Source organism: Sphingomonas sp. H160509 (assembly GCF_024124765.2).
Lineage (GTDB): Bacteria > Pseudomonadota > Alphaproteobacteria > Sphingomonadales > Sphingomonadaceae > Sphingomonas.
In genome coordinates, this window is record NZ_JAMXSR020000002.1 from 3,066,040 (window position 1) to 3,084,409 (window position 18,370).

The window sequence follows — 18,370 nt, forward strand, 5'->3', positions numbered from 1 at the left end:
AAAAAGACTTCTCGCCTACTCTGCAATTCTTCTTGCCGCCGTCATGACCGCGCTGATGCTCGGGACGTGGCTGTTCGCCCGACACCCGCGCGCGCTGTTTTAGACGTAACTGTCCTACAGGCGGATGGAGTGGCATGATGCGCGAATGACGTCGGCAACCAACTGGAGTGCGTTCGCTAAAACCGCCCCCCTACGGTGCGTCGGGCGCAGCGGAAAATGCTGCACCAGCGTCTGCACTTTCTGCACTTCGGGCGAGCGCGGTCCTTGCACGTTGCCGGACTCGCGCAGTTTTTCAGCGAGTTAGGGGCCATTTGGAGCGATTTCGCGATTCTTGATCGTAAGAATCTATCGTAAGGAGTCATCACATGACCGAGCCGCTGGGCATCGCCTTCCTGCTGTTCCCGAACGTGACGCAGCTTGACCTGACCGGCCCCGCGCAGGTTCTGTCGCGGCTCGGCAACGCTCGGCTCGATCTTGTCTGGAAGACGCTGGAGCCGGTCCCGACCGACGCCGGTTTCTCGATCGTGCCGACCGCGACCTTTGCGGACGTGCCGTATGCCGACATTCTCTGCGTGCCCGGCGGTTTCGGCATAAACGGCGTGATCGCCGACGACGAGGCGATGGCGTGGGTCCAGACGGTTGGGGCCGAAGCGACGTGGGTTACGAGCGTCTGCACCGGCTCGCTGATTCTCGGCGCGGCGGGGTTGCTCGATGGCTACCGCGCCGGCTGCCACTGGGCGCAACGCGACATGCTGACTCTGTTCAATGCGATTCCAGTCGATGCGCGCACCGTGGTCGATCGCAACCGCGTGACAGGCGGCGGCGTGACCGCGGGGATCGACTTCGCGTTGACGCTGACCGCGATGATCCGCGGCGAGGCGCATGCTCGAGCGGTGCAACTCGGTCTGGAATATGACCCCGCGCCGCCATTCGACAGCGGTTCACCCGCCAAGGCCGGTCCCGAGATCGTCGCGGCGTATCAGCGCCGCATGCAGTCGATCGTTCCTACGCGCGACGACGATCTGCGCGCGTTAGCAAAGCTCCGTGGTTACGAGTGACGCTTCAGCCCGCGTACCCGGTGCCAGATATAGAAGCCGACCAGCGCGATCAGGACGACGCCGATCAACAGGTCGGCGCTGTGGAAAGCGGCCTTCACGCGTGGATCGCTGTCCCATTTGTCACCGAGCTTCATGCCGACCCACGCCAGCCCGAAGCACCACGGCCACGACCCGATGAACGTATAAACGTGGAACGGTACAAGCTTCATCCGCGCGACGCCGGCGGGAAACGCGATGAATGAGCGGATGACGGGGAGCAGGCGGCCGATTAGCACTGCCATCGAGCCCCACCGGGCGAAGAACCGGTCCGCCGCGTCGAGCTCGCCCGGTCCTATCAGCAGGTATTTGCCCCAGCGCTCGGCCATCGGCCGCCCGCCACGCTTGCCGACTTCATACGCGACGATCGAGCCGAGATTGCACCCGATCGCGCCCGCGGTCGCGGCCAGATACAGATCGAACCGCCCGGTCGAGACGAGGTAGCCGGCGAACGGCATGATGATCTCGGATGGCAACGGGATGCACGCGCTTTCGATCGCCATGAGCAGCGCGATGCCGACATAGCCACCCGACGAGATGACGCCGATCGTGAAGGTAGCCAGCACGGCCAGGATCTTTTCGAACATGGCTCGGTCGATTGCGCGAACCGGGCGCGGAAGGGAAGAGCCAATCGGAACCGCCGGCCGTGTCGTGCGCTGTTTGCGGCATGACAGATCTTACACTCAACGACGGCCGCACGATGCCCCAGCTCGGCATGGGCACGTGGCAGATCCCCGACAGCCAGGCCGCGGCGATCGTCCGCTCTGGGCTCGATATCGGCTTCCGACTGGTCGACACCGCCGCGATCTACGACAACGAACGAGGGGTCGGCGACGGCTATAAGGGCTCGGATGCGTTCCTAACAACGAAGCTGTGGAACGATCGTCAGGGCGATGCCGAAGCGGCGATGGATGAGAGCCTTGCGCTGCTCGGTGTCGAGTCGGTCGACCTGTACCTGATGCACTGGCCGGTGCCGAAGCAGGACAAGTATGTCGAAGCCTGGCAGGCGATGATCGCACTGCGCGATGCCGGGAAGGCCAAGTCGATCGGCGTGTCGAACTTCCTGCCCGAGCATATCGACGCGATTGTCGCTGCGACCGGCGTGACGCCGGCGGTCAACCAGATCGAACTTCACCCGAATTTCCAGCAGCGTGAGCAGCGCGCCTATCATGAAGCGCACGGAATCATGACGCAAAGCTGGAGCCCGTTGGGGCAGGGCAAGACGCTGTTGCAAGACGGCGCGATCGTCCGGATCGCGGACAAGCACGGTCGCAGTGCGGCACAAGTTATCCTGGCGTGGCATCTGGCGAACGGCTTCTCGGTCATCCCGAAGGCATCCGATGCAGAGCATCTGGCGGACAATTTCGCAGCGCTTGACCTGACACTGGACGACGAGGACATGGCCGCGATCGAAACGCTCGACGATCCCGCGGGCCGGCTGGGACCAGAACCGAACAGCATGTAATGAAGGTGAAGAGGCGGCTCGACTGAGAAGCTCGTCATCCTGACGAAAGTCAGGAACTAGGGTAACGGGCGTTGCGCTATTCGGCTCTGGATCCTGACTTTCGTCAGGATGACGGAGATAGGGAGCGTGAAGTTTGCTCGTTCGGTGATCAAGCAATCCGGCCGCCGACCGTTCGCAAGTCCTCGACGAACCGCGCATACTCTTCCGCCGCGTGCGCTGGATCGGGTAGCCTTAGCAGATAGCTTGGATGCACCGTGATCCAGGCCTCGCCGCCATCCGGTAATTGCAGCGCCCGGCCACGCTCACGGCCGATCGTCATCACCTTCCCGAACAGCGACCGCGCCGCCGTCGCGCCGAGCGCGACCGTCACCTTCGGCTTGATCAGCATCTGTTCCTGCTCGATCCACCAGCGGCAGGCGTCGATTTCGCCCGCGCCCGGTTTGGCGTGGATGCGGCGTTTGCCGCGCTGTTCGAACTTGAAGTGTTTGACCGCGTTGGTGACGTAGGCGCGTGAGCGGTCTACGCCTGCCTCCGCCATCGCCTTGTCGAACATCTGGCCGGCCGGGCCGACGAACGGGCGTCCGGCGATATCCTCCTGGTCGCCCGGTTGCTCGCCGACGAACATCAGCGGCGCGTCGACCGGGCCTTCGCCGAACACGGTTTGCGTTGCGGGTTTATAGAGCGGGCAGCGGGTGCAGCCGGCGGCCTCGTCGCGCAGTGCTTCCCATGCGATCAGGCTGTTGCCGCCGACGTTGTCGCGCGCTTTCTGGATCATGCCGCTCTCCCTTGCTTGCGCCGCTGCAAGCAAGCCCGGGACCAGCGCGGTCTCGGGCATGTTCTTCCAGTATTTCTTTGGCATCTCCTTCAGCATCGCGCCGATCTTCACGCGCGCCGGGTTGAAGATGCTGGCGTAGTACGTCTTCCAGACCTCCTCGGTCGGGTCGCCGTCGGGGGCATCCGACTTGCTCGCGCCGGGGCCTTCGCTGAGCGCCTTGCCGTCCCAATGGATCGAGACTTCGGGCGTCAGGATCGACCAGCGCATGCTGGCGAAGCGGTTGACGAAGAACGCGGCGTTGGCGCGGACGATGTGGTGGTCGGGTTCGAACCACGCGACGAAGCGCGTGCCGCCGTCCTCCTCGACTTCGCGGAAACGGAGGAATGCGCGCATCTTGTGGATGTCGCGGCGGACGTCCTTGGCGATCCGGTCGAGGCGGCGGACGAGCGGATCGGCGCGGTCCTCGATCAATTTTTGTTCGCGGCGGAGGCGGAAAAGCAGCGTGTAGAGCAGGGCGAACCGCTCTGGGTCGCTGCCGAGGATGGCGCTGCGGGCTAGATCTATGAAGGCGCGGGGGACGGAGAACGCGCCGGGGGGCGGGGCAGGTGCGGGTTCGGCGACGGTTGCGAACAGGTCGACGGGTTCGTCGCCAACTTGCCAGACGACGTCGTCGGGGGGACGTCCTCGGCGATCAGGCCACGCGCGGCGTCGCGCCAGCCGTCGAAGTCGTCGGGTTCGGATAGGGTTACGACGCGCATCTTTACCTCCTTCCCTGAAAAGGAGGGGGCTGGTTGCTTTCGAGGGAGTGCTGCGTGAGCCTCAGGCCGACCCACCCCCAACCCCCTCCCTTTCAGGGAGGGGAGCAGGTCGTGCGCGCGGGTCACGCGAACATTTCCATTTGCTTGGGTTTCGGGGCGACGATCGGGCGGAGTTCGGCTTTGTCCGCTAGCGTCACGGGGCGCCAATCCTCGGCGATGATGAAGGGGCGGAGCTTGGCGACCGACACGGTCAGCCGGGCGATGTCCGCCAAATGCAGGCGGCGCCAGCGGCGGCTGGTGAGGATGCCGTTGACCGCCTTCACACCGAGCCCGGGGACGCGGAGGAGCATTTCGCGGGGGGGCGCGGTTGACGTCTACCGGGAAAGAGCCGCGAAATTTGAGCGCCCAGGCGAGCTTGGGATCGATGTCGAGTGGGAGCATGCCGGTCGCGTCGTCGGCGGCCGCTACCACCTCGTGAGGCTGGAACTCGTAGAAGCGCATCAGCCAGTCGGACTGGTACAGACGGTGCTCGCGCATTAGCGGCGGGCGTTGCAGCGGGAGAACGGCGCTCGCGTCGGGGATCGGGCTGAACGCCGAATAATAGACCCTGCGAAGGCCGAAGCGGTCGTACAGGGTCGACGCCTTTCGGACGATGTCGCCGTCGGTTGCGGCATCGGCGCCGACGATCATCTGCGTCGACTGGCCGGCAGGGGGCAAACTTCGGCGCGGACTTGTACTTGGCCTTGGCGTCCTTGCCGTCGATGATCGAGGCCTTCACCTCGGCCATCGCGGTCTCGATACGGACGCCGTCTTTCTCGGGGGCGAGACGCTTCAGGCCGTTCGCAGTCGGGAGTTCGACGTTGATCGAGACGCGGTCCGCATACAGCCCGGCCTGGTGAACGAGTTCGGGATCGGCGTCGGGGATCGTCTTGAGGTGGATGTAGCCGCGAAAATGGTGATCCTCGCGCAAACTCCGCGCGACTTCGACCATCTGCTCCATCGTGTAGTTCGATGAGGCGATGATGCCGGACGAGAGGAACAGGCCCTCGATATAATTGCGCTTGTAAAAGGCGATGGTGAGATCGACGACTTCCTTCGCCGTAAACCGCGCACGCCGCACGTTCGAGCTCTTGCGGTTGATGCAATAATGGCAGTCGAAGATGCAGCTGTTGGTCAGCAGGATCTTGAGCAGCGAGATGCAGCGGCCATCGGGGGCGTAGGCGTGGCAGATTCCCATGCCTTCGGTCGAGCCGAGCCCCTTGCCGTCTTTCGAATTGCGCTTGGTCGTACCCGACGACGCGCAGGACGCATCGTATTTGGCCGCGTCGGCGAGGATCTCGAGCTTTTCACGGGTGTCGAGTTGGGCCATTCGTTCGTCTTACGTTCCGCGAAAAGGGGTGTCGAGTGATGGAGATCAACTTGTCGCTATGTCGTTGTACTGGCCGCCTTTCGGGTCGGCTCCGATGCTGGAAGTGCACAAAGTGCAGACGCTGGGAGCATTTTGCCGATGTCTGCACTTAGGCCCTGACGTGCACGATTGCGGATTCACGACGGTGGCAAGATCGGGTTGTGTAGGACACCCGAAAGTCAGCCGAGCAGATAGCGGATCAGGTCGACCATGCCGCCGAGGCTCACGGGCAAGAGCAGCAACAGGAAGAGATAGACGAAGACCAGGCGGGTGAGCGCTTTCTCGTGCCGATACACGGGCTTGCGGGGAGGCAGATCCCTCCTTGCGCGGCCAGATGCTGGATTCATCGAGGAACATCAAGGGTCAACGTCGCGCACGAGGATTGTCTCCCTACGCGGTTGCAATGAGTCCGGTTGCGGCTTGCAGGTCGACCGAGACGAGGCGGCTGACGCCGCGTTCGATCATCGTCACGCCGAACAGGCGGTGCATGCGGCTCATCGTGACGGCGTTGTGCGTGACGACGAGGTAGCGCGTGTCGGTGTCGCGGGACATGCGGTCGAGCAGGTCGCAGAAGCGCTCGATATTGGCGTCGTCGAGCGGCGCATCGACCTCGTCGAGGACGCAGATCGGCGCGGGATTGGTGAGGAACAGGCCGAAGATCAGCGCGACTGCGGTCAGCGCCTGTTCGCCGCCCGACAGGAGGGTGAGCGACTGGAGGCGTTTGCCGGGTGGTTGCGCCATGATCTCGAGACCGGCTTCGAGCGGGTCGTCTGAGTCGATCAGTTCCAGATGCGCGGCGCCGCCGTCGAAGAGGGTGGTGAAGAGGCGCTGGAAATGGCCGTTCACCGCCTCGAACGCGGCGAGCAGGCGCTGGCGGCCTTCACGGTTCAGCGTGCCGATCGAGCCGCGCAGGCGGTTGACGGCCTGGCCGAGTTCTTCGCGTTCGACCGCGTTGCTGCGCGCGGACTCTTCGAGTTCGGCGAGTTCGGTTTCGGCGACGAGGTTGACCGGGCCGATCCGCTCTCGGTCGGTGGTGAGGCGGTCGTGCGTGGCGGACTCCTCGGCTGGTGCGCGGACGTCGGCGACCGCGAAGCCGAGACGTTCGGGGAGCACCGGGGCGGGGCATTGGAAGCGCTCGCCCGAGAGGCGGCCGAGATCGAGGCGGCGCGCTTCGTGGTTTTCGACGCGGGCGATCGCGCCGGCGCGGGCTTCGCGGGCGACGGCGAGCGCTTCGGTGGCGGCGCGGTGGGCGTCGTCGGCGGTGCGGGCGGTGGTTTCCGCAGTGCGTTCGGTGGCAAGGAGCGCGTCGGCGGTTGTGCGCGCGTCTTGGTGTCCGGCGTCGAGCGTCGCGATTTCGGCGTCTAGGGCGGCGGGGCGAGCGGCGATGGCGGCGAGGTCGGCGCCCAGCGTGGTTTCGCGCGTGTCCATGGCGGCGATGCGCTTGGCGGCTTCACCGGCGCGCGCGCGCCAGCTTCGGGTGTCGGCTTGCGCGGCGGACAGGCGTTCGCGGTGGGTGGCGATGCCGCGGTCGAGCGTGGTGCGATCGGCACGGGCCTGCGCGACGGCGGCGCGGGCGCGCTCGGCGTCGTATTGAAGCGCGGCGACTTGGCGGGCGTTGGCGGTGCCATCGGGGACGGCGGCCATCGCGGCTTCGGCGCGGGTGCGGTCGGCGTGCGCGTCGGCGACGTCGTCGGCGATGCGGTACGCGCGTATGTCGAGGTCAGCGCGCTGGGTGGCGAGGCGTTCGAGCGCGGCGGCGGCGCGGTCTTCCTGGCGGAGGGCGTCGCGCGCGGCGGTTTCGGCGCGTTGCAGGGCGGCGCGGGCGGTTTGTGACTGGCCTCTAGCCTGGGCGATCCGCTCGTTGATCGCGGCGCGGGTTCGTTCGGCCTCGTCCAGCGCCTTGGCTGCGACGGGGCGGGCGGCCTGGAGCGCGGCTAGGCGGTTGCGGCGGACGAGGCGTTCGGCGGCTGCCGCGCCGGTGCCGGTTGCGGTGAAGCCGTCCCAGCGGCGGAGTTGGCCGTCGCGGGTGACGATGCGCTGGCCGACGGCGAGGTGTTGCTGGCCGTCGGTGTCGACGACGAAGATTTGCGCGAGCCTGCGGGCTAGGGCGGGGGGGCGCGTCGACATGCTTTGCCAGCGGTTCGGCGTCGGCGGGTGGGGCAGGGTCGTCTTCGCGGGGCTCGGCGCCGGCCCATGCGTCGAGGCCGGTGTCGAGATCGTCGCCGAGTGCTGCGGCGAGTGCGCGTTCGTAGCCGCTGCTGGCCGAGACATGGTCGAGCAGCCGGTCGCGGCCGCTGCGCTGCGTTGCCTTGGTGAGCGCGGAAACTTCGCTGTCGATCGCGGCGAGGTCTGCGCGGGCGGTGGCGCGGGTGATTTCGGCGGCGTCTCGCGCACTGGTCGCGGCGGCTTCGTCGGTGTCTGCTTGTGTGATGGCCTGGCGAGCGGACTCTGCGGCGGCGGTCGCGGCGCGTCGGGCGTCGGCGGCGGTTTCGCGCTCCGCGGCTAGCGGCCTCGGTGTCGCCGAGGGCGCGGAGAGCGGCGGCGATCTGCGCGGCATCGCGGTCGGCGCGGTCGGCGCGGGTGCGGGCGGCGGCGAGGGCAGCGCTGGCGACGCGGACTTCGGCGGCGTCGCGGGCTTGCGTGGCGAGCGCCTGGGCGAGCGCGACCTCGGCATCTCGGGCTTTGCGTTCGGTGTCGGCGAGTGCGGCGTCGAGATCGGGGATCGCGGCGGTGGCGTCGGCGATCGCGGTGTCGAGCGCCTTCGCCTCGTCGGCGAGGCGCGCGAGCGCGGCGGCGGCGTCGCTGGCGAGCGATCCTTCGCGGGCGCGGTCGTCGGCGATCCGGGCGCGGGCGTCGGTGAGGTCGGCGATCCTGCGCTCGACGCTGGCCTTCTCGGTTTTGAGCGCGGCGAGGCGGTGGGCGAGGTCGCCGACCAGGTCCCGCGCGACGAGCGCTGCGGTGCGGGCGGTGGCGACGGCTTCGATCGCGCGGTGCTGGTCTGCGGCGGCGGCGCGTTCGGCTTCGGTGGTGGCGTGGACGCGGGTTTCGGCAGCGGCGGCTTCGGCCTCGGCGGCGTCGGCTGCGGTGGCAGCTTCGCGCCAGCGGGCGAAGAGTGTGCGGGCTTCGGCGACGCGGATCTGCGCGGAGATGAGGCGGTAGCGTTCGGCGGCGCGGGCTTGGCGTTTCAGCGTGGCGGCGCGCGCATCCTGATCGGAGATGATCTCGTCGAGCTTGGCGAGATTGGCTTCGGTGGCGCGGAGTTTTCCCTCGGCGTCTTTCCGCCGGACGTGGAGGCCGGCGATTCCGGCGGCTTCCTCCAGCATCGCGCGGCGGTCGGCAGGCTTGGCGGCGATGACCGCGCCGATCTTGCCTTGGCTGACGAGCGCGGGGGAATGCGCGCCGGTGGCGGCGTCGGCGAAGAGCAGGCCGACGTCCTTGGCGCGGACGTCGCGGCCGTCGATCCGGTAGGCGGAGCCGGCGCCGCGTTCGATCCGGCGGACGATTTCTCTTTCGTCACCGGCGATTTCGGCGAGGATTGAGACTTCGGCGAAGTCGCGTGGCGGGCGGGTTGCGGTGCCGGCGAAGATGACGTCGTCCATGCCGGCGCCCCGCAGCGATTTCGCGCTGGCCTCGCCCATCGTCCAGCGGAGCGCTTCGAGGAGGTTCGACTTGCCGCAGCCATTGGGGCCGACGACGCCGGTAAGGCCGGGTTCGATGCGGAGATCGGCGGGGTCGACGAAGCTCTTGAAGCCGGTGATGCGGAGGCGCTTGATCTGCATTCTTGCGCCCCCGACGACTGATGTTGCTGTTATCCCGGACCGTTGCGCTGTTGTTTCCCCGCGAAGGCGGGGACCCAGACTGGGCTCCCGCCTTCGCGGGAGAACAAGAAAGAGCGGCCGTCTGGCAGGTACGCCGCACTTAGCTTCCACCCCGGCGAAGGCCGGGGCCCAATTGGGAGACGGCGCTAACGAAGGTGGCGCTCCATTACTGCGTCCTTTCCAATTGGGCCCCGGCCTTCGCCGGGGTGGTACGGTGGGTCGAGACGGCGTGCGGCTTACGCCCCAGCCGCCTTCAGCGCCTTCTCCATCTGATCCCAACTCACGACCTGATCGAGCTTCTTGTCGTTGATCAGGAACGTCGGCGTGCCCGTCACGGTCCCGGCCTGCATCGCGTTCTCGGTCGGCTTGGCCATCACTTCGAGCTGCTTCTGGTCCGCGAGGCAGGCGCGCGCCTTCGCTTCCGGGATCCCGCGCTGCTTGACGAAATCGATCGCGCCCATCTGTTCGGCGAGCTTGGTCGCGACGACCGTCGGCGGCTGGTTGGCGAGCGCCTTCTGCTGGTCGGGGGTCATCGCCTGGAGCTTGTCGAGGAAGGCGATCTGGTTGCCGTACATCTGCTCGAGGATCGGGAAGAACGGCGCGACGCCGCCGCACTGGCCGAGCAGGGTCAGCGCCACGTCGGGTGCGCCGTGGACGAGGAAGTCGCGGAATTCGAAGCTGACCTTGCCGGTCGAGACGTATTTTTCGGTCAGCGGCTTGTAGGCCTCGCGGCCGAACGCGCCGCAGGTCGGGCACGAGCGTGCGCCGTATTCGACGAGTTTGATCGGCGCGTTCGGGTTGCCCATCAGGTAACCCTCGGGGGTCTTCACGACCGTCTCGGTCCAGTTCTGGCCGGCGGGGGGCTGCGGCGGCTGCTACCGGTGCGGCGGCGGGCTGGTCGACGTTACCGGTCGAATCGTTCTTCGAGCAGGCGGCGAGCGCGAGCGGCAGGACGGCCAGCGTGGTCAGGAACTTCATCGGGTTACTCCAGTGGATCACGTGAATTAACGGGCGCCGGCCTTGCGGAGCGCGGGTTCGAGCTGTTCCCAGCCGACGTGCGGGACGAGTCTGCCGTTGAGGTAAAAGGTCGGCGTCGAGTCGATCTCCTTCGGCGCGTCGGCGGTCAGTTTGACGATGCGGTCGATCTCGGGCTGGTTGGCGAAGCATGCGTTGATCGCCGCGTCCGACAGCCCGCGCGCCTTGACGAACGCGGTCAGGCCCGAGCCGTCGGCGTTGGCGCGGATCTGTGCGGCGGCCGGGTACATGTTCAGGCGCGCGGCGTTGCCCTGCTGGTATTCGATCCCGCGCTCCAGCCATTGCGGCTGTGCGGCGAAGATCGCGGACGAGGTGGCAGAGAAGCCTTTCGGGCCGGTGCAGCGGGCGAGGATCGCTGCTGCAAGGTCGAGCCGGTCGCGGATGAAGCTGCGGACTTCGAGGCTGGTCGAGCCCGATGCGATCATCTGGCGCTTCAGCACGGGTTCGGACTTCACAGAGAAGTCGGCGCAGTGCGAGCAGGTATAGCTGGCGTATTCGACCAGTTTCACGCGCGCGGCGGGGTTGCCGATCAGGTACGCGCCCGAGGGGAGGATGCGCGCGGTTTGCGACCAGTCGCGCTTGGGCGCGGCGCCGGTCAGCAGGAAGAGGGCGAAGACGGCAAAGAGGACGCGCATTAGTTGATCCTGGGAAGGCCGTGCGTCGAGGCGACGCCGGCGGCGAGGGATTCGAGGACGGCGCGCAGTTCCGGATCGGCGATGCCCTTCAGGCTCATACCGAGATCGACGGGGACTGGGCGCAACGAAGGGGGCGCCTTGCGTGGGACGGGTGCGGCGACCTCGCCCTGGCGGATCGCGACCTTCACGATGGCGGCGTACCCGAAGAAGCGGTTCACGCGCTCGATGATCTCGGGCGCGATGTGCTGCATCATCGGGGCGTGCGCGCCGCGGACGGTGAGCGTGAGGACGCCGTCCTGTTTCTTGCCGACCGGGAAGCGGATCGATTCTGGGGATGCTCGCGCCCGCCAGTTTCGCGCCGACGATCTCGGGCCAGCGGCTGACGATCGACGACTGGACGAAGCCGAATCGCCGGAATGCCGCGCCGCCGATCGCAGGCAACAACTCGGCGACCGCGCGTGAGCGGTTCTCGCGCGGGGCGTCTGGATCGGTCTTGCCCTTCACGCGCTTCGTCGCCGGCTTGGGCGTCGCAGATTTAGGCACAGAAACGGGCGGCTTGCTCATCTGCGAACCCATGCCATAGGCGACGCGTGAACGCCAAGCGCTCTTCGGTCTCCGGGGCCCTGCTCGACTGGTATGACGCGCATCGTCGCGACCTGCCGTGGCGCGCGAAGCCGGGCGAAGCGGTCGATCCGTACCGGGTGTGGCTGTCCGAGGTGATGTTGCAGCAGACGACGGTGGCGGCGGTGACGCCGCGGTTCCTCGCGTGGACCGCGCGGTGGCCGGATTTCGCGAGCTTGGCGGCGGCGGACGATGCCGATGTGATGGCGGCTTGGGCTGGGCTTGGGTATTACGCTCGGGCGCGCAATCTCGTGAAGGCGGCAAAGGCCGTGGTTTCAGATCACGGCGGGGAATTTCCGCGGACGGAGGTGGAGCTGCGCGCTTTGCCTGGGCTCGGCGCTTATACAGCGGCGGCGGTGGCGGCGATCGCGTTTGGCGAGCGTGCGGTGGTGGTCGACGCGAATGTCGAGCGGGTGGTCGCGCGGGTGTTCGCGATTCAGACGCCTTTGCCCGCGGCGCGTCCTGCGATTCGGGTCGCGGCGGATTCGATCACGCCGGACGCTCGGGCGGGGGATTTCGCGCAGGCGATGATGGATCTGGGGTCGGGGATCTGCACGACGCGCGCGCCGAAATGTCTGCTGTGTCCGATTCGCGCGTTTTGCGAGGGCTTAGCTCAGGGCGCGCCCGAGCGGTTGCCGGTGAAGGCGAAGAAGGCGGCCAAGCCTCAGCGCTACGGGACGATCTTCTGGCTGGAACGCGACGGGCAGGTGTTGCTGGTGCGGCGGCCGGACAAGGGTCTGCTCGGCGGCATGCGGGCGTTTCCGACCGGGCCCTGGGGTGAGGCGGCACCCGGTTTGGAGGACGCGCCGGCGCAGGCGGATTGGCGGATGCTGGACGAGACCGTGGCGCACGGATTTACGCATTTCGATCTGCAACTGACGCTTGCGGTGGCGACGGTCGAGGCGCATCAACCGCGCGTTCCAACGGCAAGCGAATGGTGGCCGATCGACGAGCTGGATACCGCCGGGCTCCCGACCGTTTTCGCCAAGGCCGGCAAGACCATACGGAGAGCTGCATGAAACTGGTGCACTGGATTTCGACGGGCGGACTTGCCGCATTGGCTGCCGCCACGGCCTATGCCCAGCAGGCGCAACCGCGTCCGCAGGTTAGCGCGCAGGCTCGGCCGACGCCGCGGATGACGATCCCTGTCAACGCATTGCTGCCTGCCACGTCCGCGCTGTTCGACAGCTATGTCGCGCAGGACAAGATGCCGGGTATCGTCGGTGCGTTCGGCGCCGGCGATGGTCCGACACTGTTCCCGTCGGCGGGGAAGATCAGCGACGCCCCGAATGCACCCGCCGCCGGCCCCGATTCGCTGTGGCGCGTCTATTCGATGTCCAAGCCGATCACGGGGATGTCGGCGATGATGCTGGTCGAGGACGGCAAGCTCAACCTCGACGATCCGGTCAGCGAATACATCCCAGCGTTCAAGGACATGAAGGTCGCGACGAGCCCCGACACGTCGCTCGCGACGCGGCCCGCCGTGCGGCCGATCACGATCCGCAATTTGCTGACGCACACCGCGGGGCTCGGCTACACGATCGTCACCAAGGGGCCGTTGCTCGAGGAATATGAGCGGCTCGGCATACTGCCGCTGTCGGTCAGCGCGGCGATGGAAGAGAAGATGCGGCCCGTCCGGCCGAAATCGCTCGAGGAGTTCGCGAACCGTGTCGCGACGCTGCCGCTGATCGCGGATCCTGGCACCAAGTGGAGCTATTCGATCGGGCTCGATGTGATGGGCCGCGTGATCGAGGTTGCGAGCGGCATGAGCTTCGAGCGGTTCGTGCAGACGCGGTTGTTCGATCCGCTCAAGATGCGGTCGAGTTTTTGGCAGGTCCCGCAGAGCGAGGTCGGGCGGTTGGCGACCAACTATGCGTTCGTCGGCGACACGCGGACGCCGCTCGACCCGGCGGCGACGTCGGTGTTCCTGCAGAAGCCGAGCTTTCCGTATGGTGGCGCTGGGCTGGTGATGTCGGCGCGCGATTACGATCGGTTCCTGCACATGATCCAGGACGGCGGCACGCTTGAGGGCGTGCGCGTGATGAAGCCCGAAACGATCGCGCTGGCGACGTCGAACCTGCTGCCGGCGGGTGTGGTGTTCGGCGGAGTCGGTGGCGGCACCGGGGGAACGCAGGGGGAGCAACATGGGCTTCGGCGCGGGCGGCTCCGTCGTGCTCGCGGATACGCCGAACGGGCCGGGCAAGGGCACCTATGCCTGGGGTGGTGCGGCGGGTACGATCGCGTGGGTCGATCCGTCGAAGCATTCGCGCGGCAACGTGATGGTCAATTACTTCCCGGCGGACCGGATACCGCTCCGCCAGCAGGTGGTCGCGGCGCTGCTCCAGGATGCGGCGAGGTTGCGCCGATGAGCGTGATGGACGCACCTGGGTTTACCGGTGGGATGCTCGACCGGTCCGATGCGCTGCGCCACGATCCAGAGGGGCTGGCGGCGGCGCAGCGCGACTGGCGTGCGCGGCTGCTGGTGCTCGACGGGCTGCTGCCGGGCACGACCGATGACGGGCATCTCGCCTGGACGTCGATGGCGGATATGCCGGACGATGCCGAGCCGATCCTGCTAGGGCTCGACGAGAGCGGGCGGCCGCATTTCGCGGCGCTGCTGAACGGGATGCGTGTCGACAACGCGCCGGCGATGCGGTCGCCTGCGCTGATGGCGGTGCTGGCTGCGCTCGCGCCGGGTGAGGCGGCGACGTATGCGGGTGCGCGCAGCGTGATCGACTGGCATGTCCGGCATGGCTTCTGCGCGAAGTGCGGTTCGCCGACCGAGCCGTTCCGGGCGGGGTGGGCACGGAAATGCCCGAACTGCGGGACCGAGCATTTCCCGCGGGTCGATCCGGTGGTGATCATGATTGCCGAGCATGACGGGCGTGCGCTGCTCGGGCGCGGGAAGGGATGGCCGCCGGGTCGGTATTCTGCGCTCGCGGGCTTCGTCGAGCCGGCCGAATCGATCGAGGAGGCGGTCGCGCGCGAGATCCTCGAGGAGTCGGGGGTTCGGGTCGGCAAGGTGCGCTATGTCGCGAGCCAGCCTTGGCCCTTTCCGTCTTCGCTGATGATGGCGTGCGTCGCGGAGGCGGAGGACGATGCGATCACGCTGGACGTGAACGAGCTCGAGGATGCGATGTGGGTGCCGCGCGAGATGGTGCGTGCGGTGTTACGCGGGGAGGAGGGGCCGTTCGTCGCGCCGCCGCCCTATGCGATTGCTTATACGCTGCTCAAGGAATGGGCGGGGGAATAGGCGCTGCGTCAGCTTCGGATGGACGGCGCGGGGTATAGTCTCGTAACGGCGATGCATGACTCCGCTGACCTTTGATCGCCCGGACGAGCAGACTCGCGCTCGCCCCGATTGCCACCAGGCGATCAGCATCCTCGACCTGTTCACGATAGGGATCGGGCCGTCGAGTTCGCATACCGTCGGGCCAATGCGCGCGGCGTGGCTGTTCGCGGATCTGGTCGCGGACGAGAAGCCGGTGGCGGTGCGCGTCGACCTGTACGGATCGCTGGCGCTGACCGGGCGCGGGCATGCGACCGACAGCGCGGTGATGCTGGGACTGAGTGGCGCGCAGCCGGAGACGATCGATCCCGACCTGATCCCGGTGCGGTTGGCGGCAATCCGGTCTAGCGGACGCCTAATGCTTGCCGAGCGGGTCGAGATCGGGTTCGAGGAGAGCCAGCATCTGCTGTTCCATGCGCAGACGTTCCTGCCGGGGCATCCCAATGCGGTGACGTTCACCGCGTCGTTCGGTGACGGGCGCAGTGTCGAGCGGACCTATTTCTCGATCGGTGGCGGCGCGATCGTCGAGGCGGGATCGGGGCCGGTCAAGGCGAACATCCTTTTGCCGCGGCCATTCTCGTCGGGGGCGGAACTGCTCGCGACCGGCGACGCGACGGGGATGACGATCGCCGACATCGTCCGCGAGAACGAGATCGCGTGGCGGCCTGAGAGCGAGACCGACGCGTTCCTCGATGCCGTCCGCGGTGCCATGTTCGCGTCGATCGATCGTGGGTGTCGGCAGGGCGGTATCCTGCCGGGCGGGCTGAAGGTGCCGCGTCGGGCGAAGGCGCTGTTCGAGGGGTTGCAGGCGCGCGACACCGCGGCCGATCCCTCCGCGGTGTTCGAATGGGTCAGCCTGTATGCGCTCGCGGTGAACGAGGAGAACGCGGCTGGTGGCCGCGTCGTGACCGCGCCGACCAATGGCGCGGCAGGTGTGTTGCCGGCGGTGCTGCGCTTCTACGAGACCTTCACCAAGGATCCGACGGCGAAGGGCGCGCACGACTTCCTGCTCACCGCAGCGGCGATCGGCTTCCTCTACAAGAAGCGCGCGTCGATTTCCGCGGCGGAGATGGGATGCCAGGGCGAGGTCGGCGTGGCATGCTCGATGGCGGCGGGTGCTCTCGTCGCGGCGCTCGGCGGCACCAATGCGCAGATCGAGAACGCCGCCGAGATCGGCATGGAGCACAATCTCGGTCTCACCTGCGATCCGATCGGCGGGCTGGTCCAGATTCCGTGCATCGAGCGCAACACGATGGGTGCGATCAAGGCGATCAACGCCGCGTATCTGGCGCTGCGGGGGGACGGTCGCCATATCGTCAGCCTCGATGCGGTGATCGAGACGATGCGCCAGACCGGTGAGGACATGCGCTCGCAATATAAGGAGACGTCGCTTGGTGGCCTGGCCGTCAACGTCGTCGAATGCTGAAGGATTTCCCATGACTGCTCCGACGAACCCGCTTCTCGATACGCTGTCGCTGCCCCGTTTCGCCGAGCTGTCGCCCGACCAGATCGCGCCTGCACTCGATGAGGCGATCGCGCGGCATGAGGCGATGGTCGAGGCGCTGACGACCGCGCGGCCGACCGATTTCGCGGGCGCGTGGCTGCCGTACGAGCGCGCGAATACCGAGATCGGCGCGATCTGGTCGGCGGTGTCGCACCTGCACGGCGTCGCGGACACGCCCGAGCTGCGCGCCGCGTATTCGGAGGGGCAGAAGCGGCTCGTCGAGAACGACATGAAGGTCGGGCAGAACCGTGACCTGTACGAGGTGTTCGTGGCGCTGAGCGTGTCGCCCGAGTTCGCCGACTTGGCGACCGAGGACCGGGTCGCGGTCGAGCAGGCGATCCGCGACTTCACGCTGTCGGGCGTGGCGCTGGAGCCCGAGGCGCGCGATCGGTTCAGCGAGATTTCGGTCGAGCTGTCGGGCCTGTCGAACGAGTTCGGCAGCGCGGTGCTCGATGCGACCGACGCATGGTCGGAACTGGTGACGGACGAGGCGGACCTCGCCGGGATCTCGGACGCGGACAAGGCGATGTTCGCGGATGCCGCCAAGGCTAAGGGGCTGGAAGGCTGGCTCGTTACTTTGCAGCAGCCGAGCGTCAACGCGGTGCTGACCTTCGCCGAGAACCGTGGGTTGCGCGCCCGCATGTACCGCGCGTTCGCGACGCGCGCGTCGGACCAGGGGCCGAACGCGGGCGAGTTCGATAACAGCGCCCGGATCGCGCGGATCCTCGAACTGCGGCATGAGGGTGCGAAGCTGCTCGGCTTCACCGATCCGGTCGCGTGGTCGCTGGAAACCAAGATGGCCCCCAATGGCGCCGAGGTGATCGCCTTCCTGCGCGATCTGGCGCGGCGCGCGAAGCCGGCGGCGGAGCGTGACCTTGCCGAACTGAAGACGTTTGCCGCCGAGCATCTCGGGATCGCCGATTTCGAGCCCTGGGATGCGGGCTTCGTGTCGAACCGGTTGCGGCAGGATCGCTACGCGGTCGATGCGCAGGTGGTGAAGGCGTATTTCCCGGTCGAGCGCGTGATGGAAGGCTGGCAGACGCTGATGCAGCGGCTGTTCGGCATCAAGCTCGTCGAGCGCGACGATGTGTCGTTGTATCACGACGATGCGCGATTCTTCGACGTGGTGGACGAGAGCGGGACGGTGTTCGCCGGGCTGTATCTCGATCTCCACGCGCGCACTGGCAAGCGCGGTGGCGCGTGGATGGCGCAGGCGCGGCCGCGGCTGCACGACGGCAACACCGTCACGGTGCCGGTCGCGTATCTCGTCTGCAATTTCGCGCCGGATGGCGGTGAGACGCCGTCGCTGCTGAGCCACAACGACGTGACCACGCTGCTGCACGAGACCGGGCACTGCATCCACCTGCTCTTCACCAAGGTGAACCGACCTAGCATCGCCGGCACCAACGGGTTCGAGTGGGACGCGATCGAGCTGCCGAGCCAGCTGATGGAGGATTTCGCCTGGGACAAGGACGTGCTGACCGGCATGTCCGGCCACTACAAGACCGGCGAGAAGCTCCCCGCCGACCTGTTCGAGCGGATGGTGAAGGCGCGGCATTTCCAGGCAGGGATGTTCATCCTGCGCCAGGTCGAGTTCGCGCTGTTCGACCTGCTGCTCCATCTCGGCACGATGGGCAGCGATCCGATCGAAGTGATCGAGGCGGTACGCGACGAGGTGGCGGTGATCCGCCCGCCCGAATGGCACCGCTTCCCGCACGCGTTCAGCCACATCTTCGCTGGCGGGTACGCGTCGGGCTATTACAGCTATCTCTACGCCGAGTTGCTGGCGGCCGATGGCTTCGAGGCGTTCGCGGAAGCGGGGCTAGTCGATCGCAAGACCGGCGACCGGTTCCGCGAGGAAGTGCTCGCGCGCGGGGCAACGCGGCCAGCGGCGGACAGCTTCCGCGCGTTCCGCGGGCGTGATCCCGAGCCGACCGCGATGCTGGTCCGCCACGGGCTGCAATGACG

General features: G+C 67.2%; 9 protein-coding genes and 5 pseudogenes. 7 read left to right on the forward strand and 7 right to left on the reverse strand.

Annotated features, from left to right (window positions below; all coding sequences use genetic code 11):
- The first annotated feature begins 365 nt into the window (after positions 1–365).
- A complete protein-coding gene (locus NHF48_RS16925; protein WP_253071768.1) occupies positions 366–1,058 on the forward strand; it encodes a DJ-1/PfpI family protein in 693 nt (230 codons plus the stop codon).
- On the opposite strand, the gene NHF48_RS16930 is transcribed toward NHF48_RS16925, so the two are convergent.
- Positions 1,049–1,681: a DedA family protein gene (locus NHF48_RS16930; RefSeq protein WP_253071769.1), complete on the reverse strand. Its 633-nt coding sequence runs from the start codon at positions 1,679–1,681 to the stop codon at positions 1,049–1,051. The two genes, NHF48_RS16925 and NHF48_RS16930, sit on opposite strands and share 10 nt — an antisense overlap.
- 80 nt (positions 1,682–1,761) lie before the next feature.
- Here NHF48_RS16930 and NHF48_RS16935 point away from each other — a divergent pair, with 80 nt between their 5' ends.
- A complete protein-coding gene (locus tag NHF48_RS16935) occupies positions 1,762–2,559 on the forward strand; it encodes an aldo/keto reductase (protein WP_253071770.1) in 798 nt (265 codons plus the stop codon).
- A gap of 148 nt (positions 2,560–2,707) precedes the next feature.
- On the opposite strand, the pseudogene NHF48_RS16940 reads toward NHF48_RS16935, so the two are convergent.
- From NHF48_RS16940 to NHF48_RS16965, 6 genes and pseudogenes are all read right to left on the reverse strand, one after another.
- Positions 2,708–4,092: pseudogene (locus NHF48_RS16940) on the reverse strand (UdgX family uracil-DNA binding protein).
- A 122-nt stretch (positions 4,093–4,214) separates the two neighbouring features.
- Positions 4,215–5,461 (reverse strand): annotated as a pseudogene (locus NHF48_RS16945) (putative DNA modification/repair radical SAM protein).
- Positions 5,462–5,890: 429 nt separating this feature from the next.
- Positions 5,891–9,279, reverse strand: a pseudogene (locus NHF48_RS16950) (chromosome segregation SMC family protein).
- 275 nt (positions 9,280–9,554) lie between these two features.
- The gene (locus NHF48_RS16955; protein ID WP_333928554.1) at positions 9,555–10,148 is read right to left on the reverse strand and encodes a thioredoxin domain-containing protein; all 594 of its coding nucleotides are present in this window, start codon (positions 10,146–10,148) and stop codon (positions 9,555–9,557) included.
- Between the two features lie 174 nt (positions 10,149–10,322).
- Entirely contained in the window at positions 10,323–10,988 is a 666-nt protein-coding gene (locus NHF48_RS16960; protein WP_093398756.1) for a thioredoxin domain-containing protein, read from the reverse strand.
- Positions 10,988–11,564 (reverse strand): annotated as a pseudogene (locus NHF48_RS16965) (DUF721 domain-containing protein). Before NHF48_RS16965 ends, NHF48_RS16960 begins: the two are co-directional and overlap by 1 nt.
- 14 nt (positions 11,565–11,578) lie before the next feature.
- On the opposite strand from NHF48_RS16965, the gene NHF48_RS16970 reads away from it, so the two are divergent.
- The 5 genes and pseudogenes from NHF48_RS16970 (at position 11,579) to NHF48_RS16990 (ending at position 18,368) form a co-directional block, all read left to right on the forward strand.
- A complete protein-coding gene (locus NHF48_RS16970; RefSeq protein ID WP_446741171.1) occupies positions 11,579–12,628 on the forward strand; it encodes an A/G-specific adenine glycosylase in 1,050 nt (349 codons plus the stop codon).
- A gap of 188 nt (positions 12,629–12,816) precedes the next feature.
- A pseudogene (locus NHF48_RS16975) lies at positions 12,817–13,650 on the forward strand (serine hydrolase domain-containing protein); the annotation flags it as partial.
- Between the two features lie 333 nt (positions 13,651–13,983).
- Complete coding sequence (nudC, locus tag NHF48_RS16980; RefSeq protein ID WP_253072466.1) at positions 13,984–14,862, forward strand: NAD(+) diphosphatase; 879 nt, start codon at positions 13,984–13,986, stop codon at positions 14,860–14,862.
- A gap of 55 nt (positions 14,863–14,917) precedes the next feature.
- Entirely contained in the window at positions 14,918–16,324 is a 1,407-nt protein-coding gene (locus NHF48_RS16985) for an L-serine ammonia-lyase (protein ID WP_253071772.1), read from the forward strand.
- Positions 16,325–16,334: 10 nt separating this feature from the next.
- Complete coding sequence (locus NHF48_RS16990; protein ID WP_253071773.1) at positions 16,335–18,368, forward strand: M3 family metallopeptidase; 2,034 nt, start codon at positions 16,335–16,337, stop codon at positions 18,366–18,368.
- The last annotated feature ends 2 nt before the right edge of the window (positions 18,369–18,370 follow it).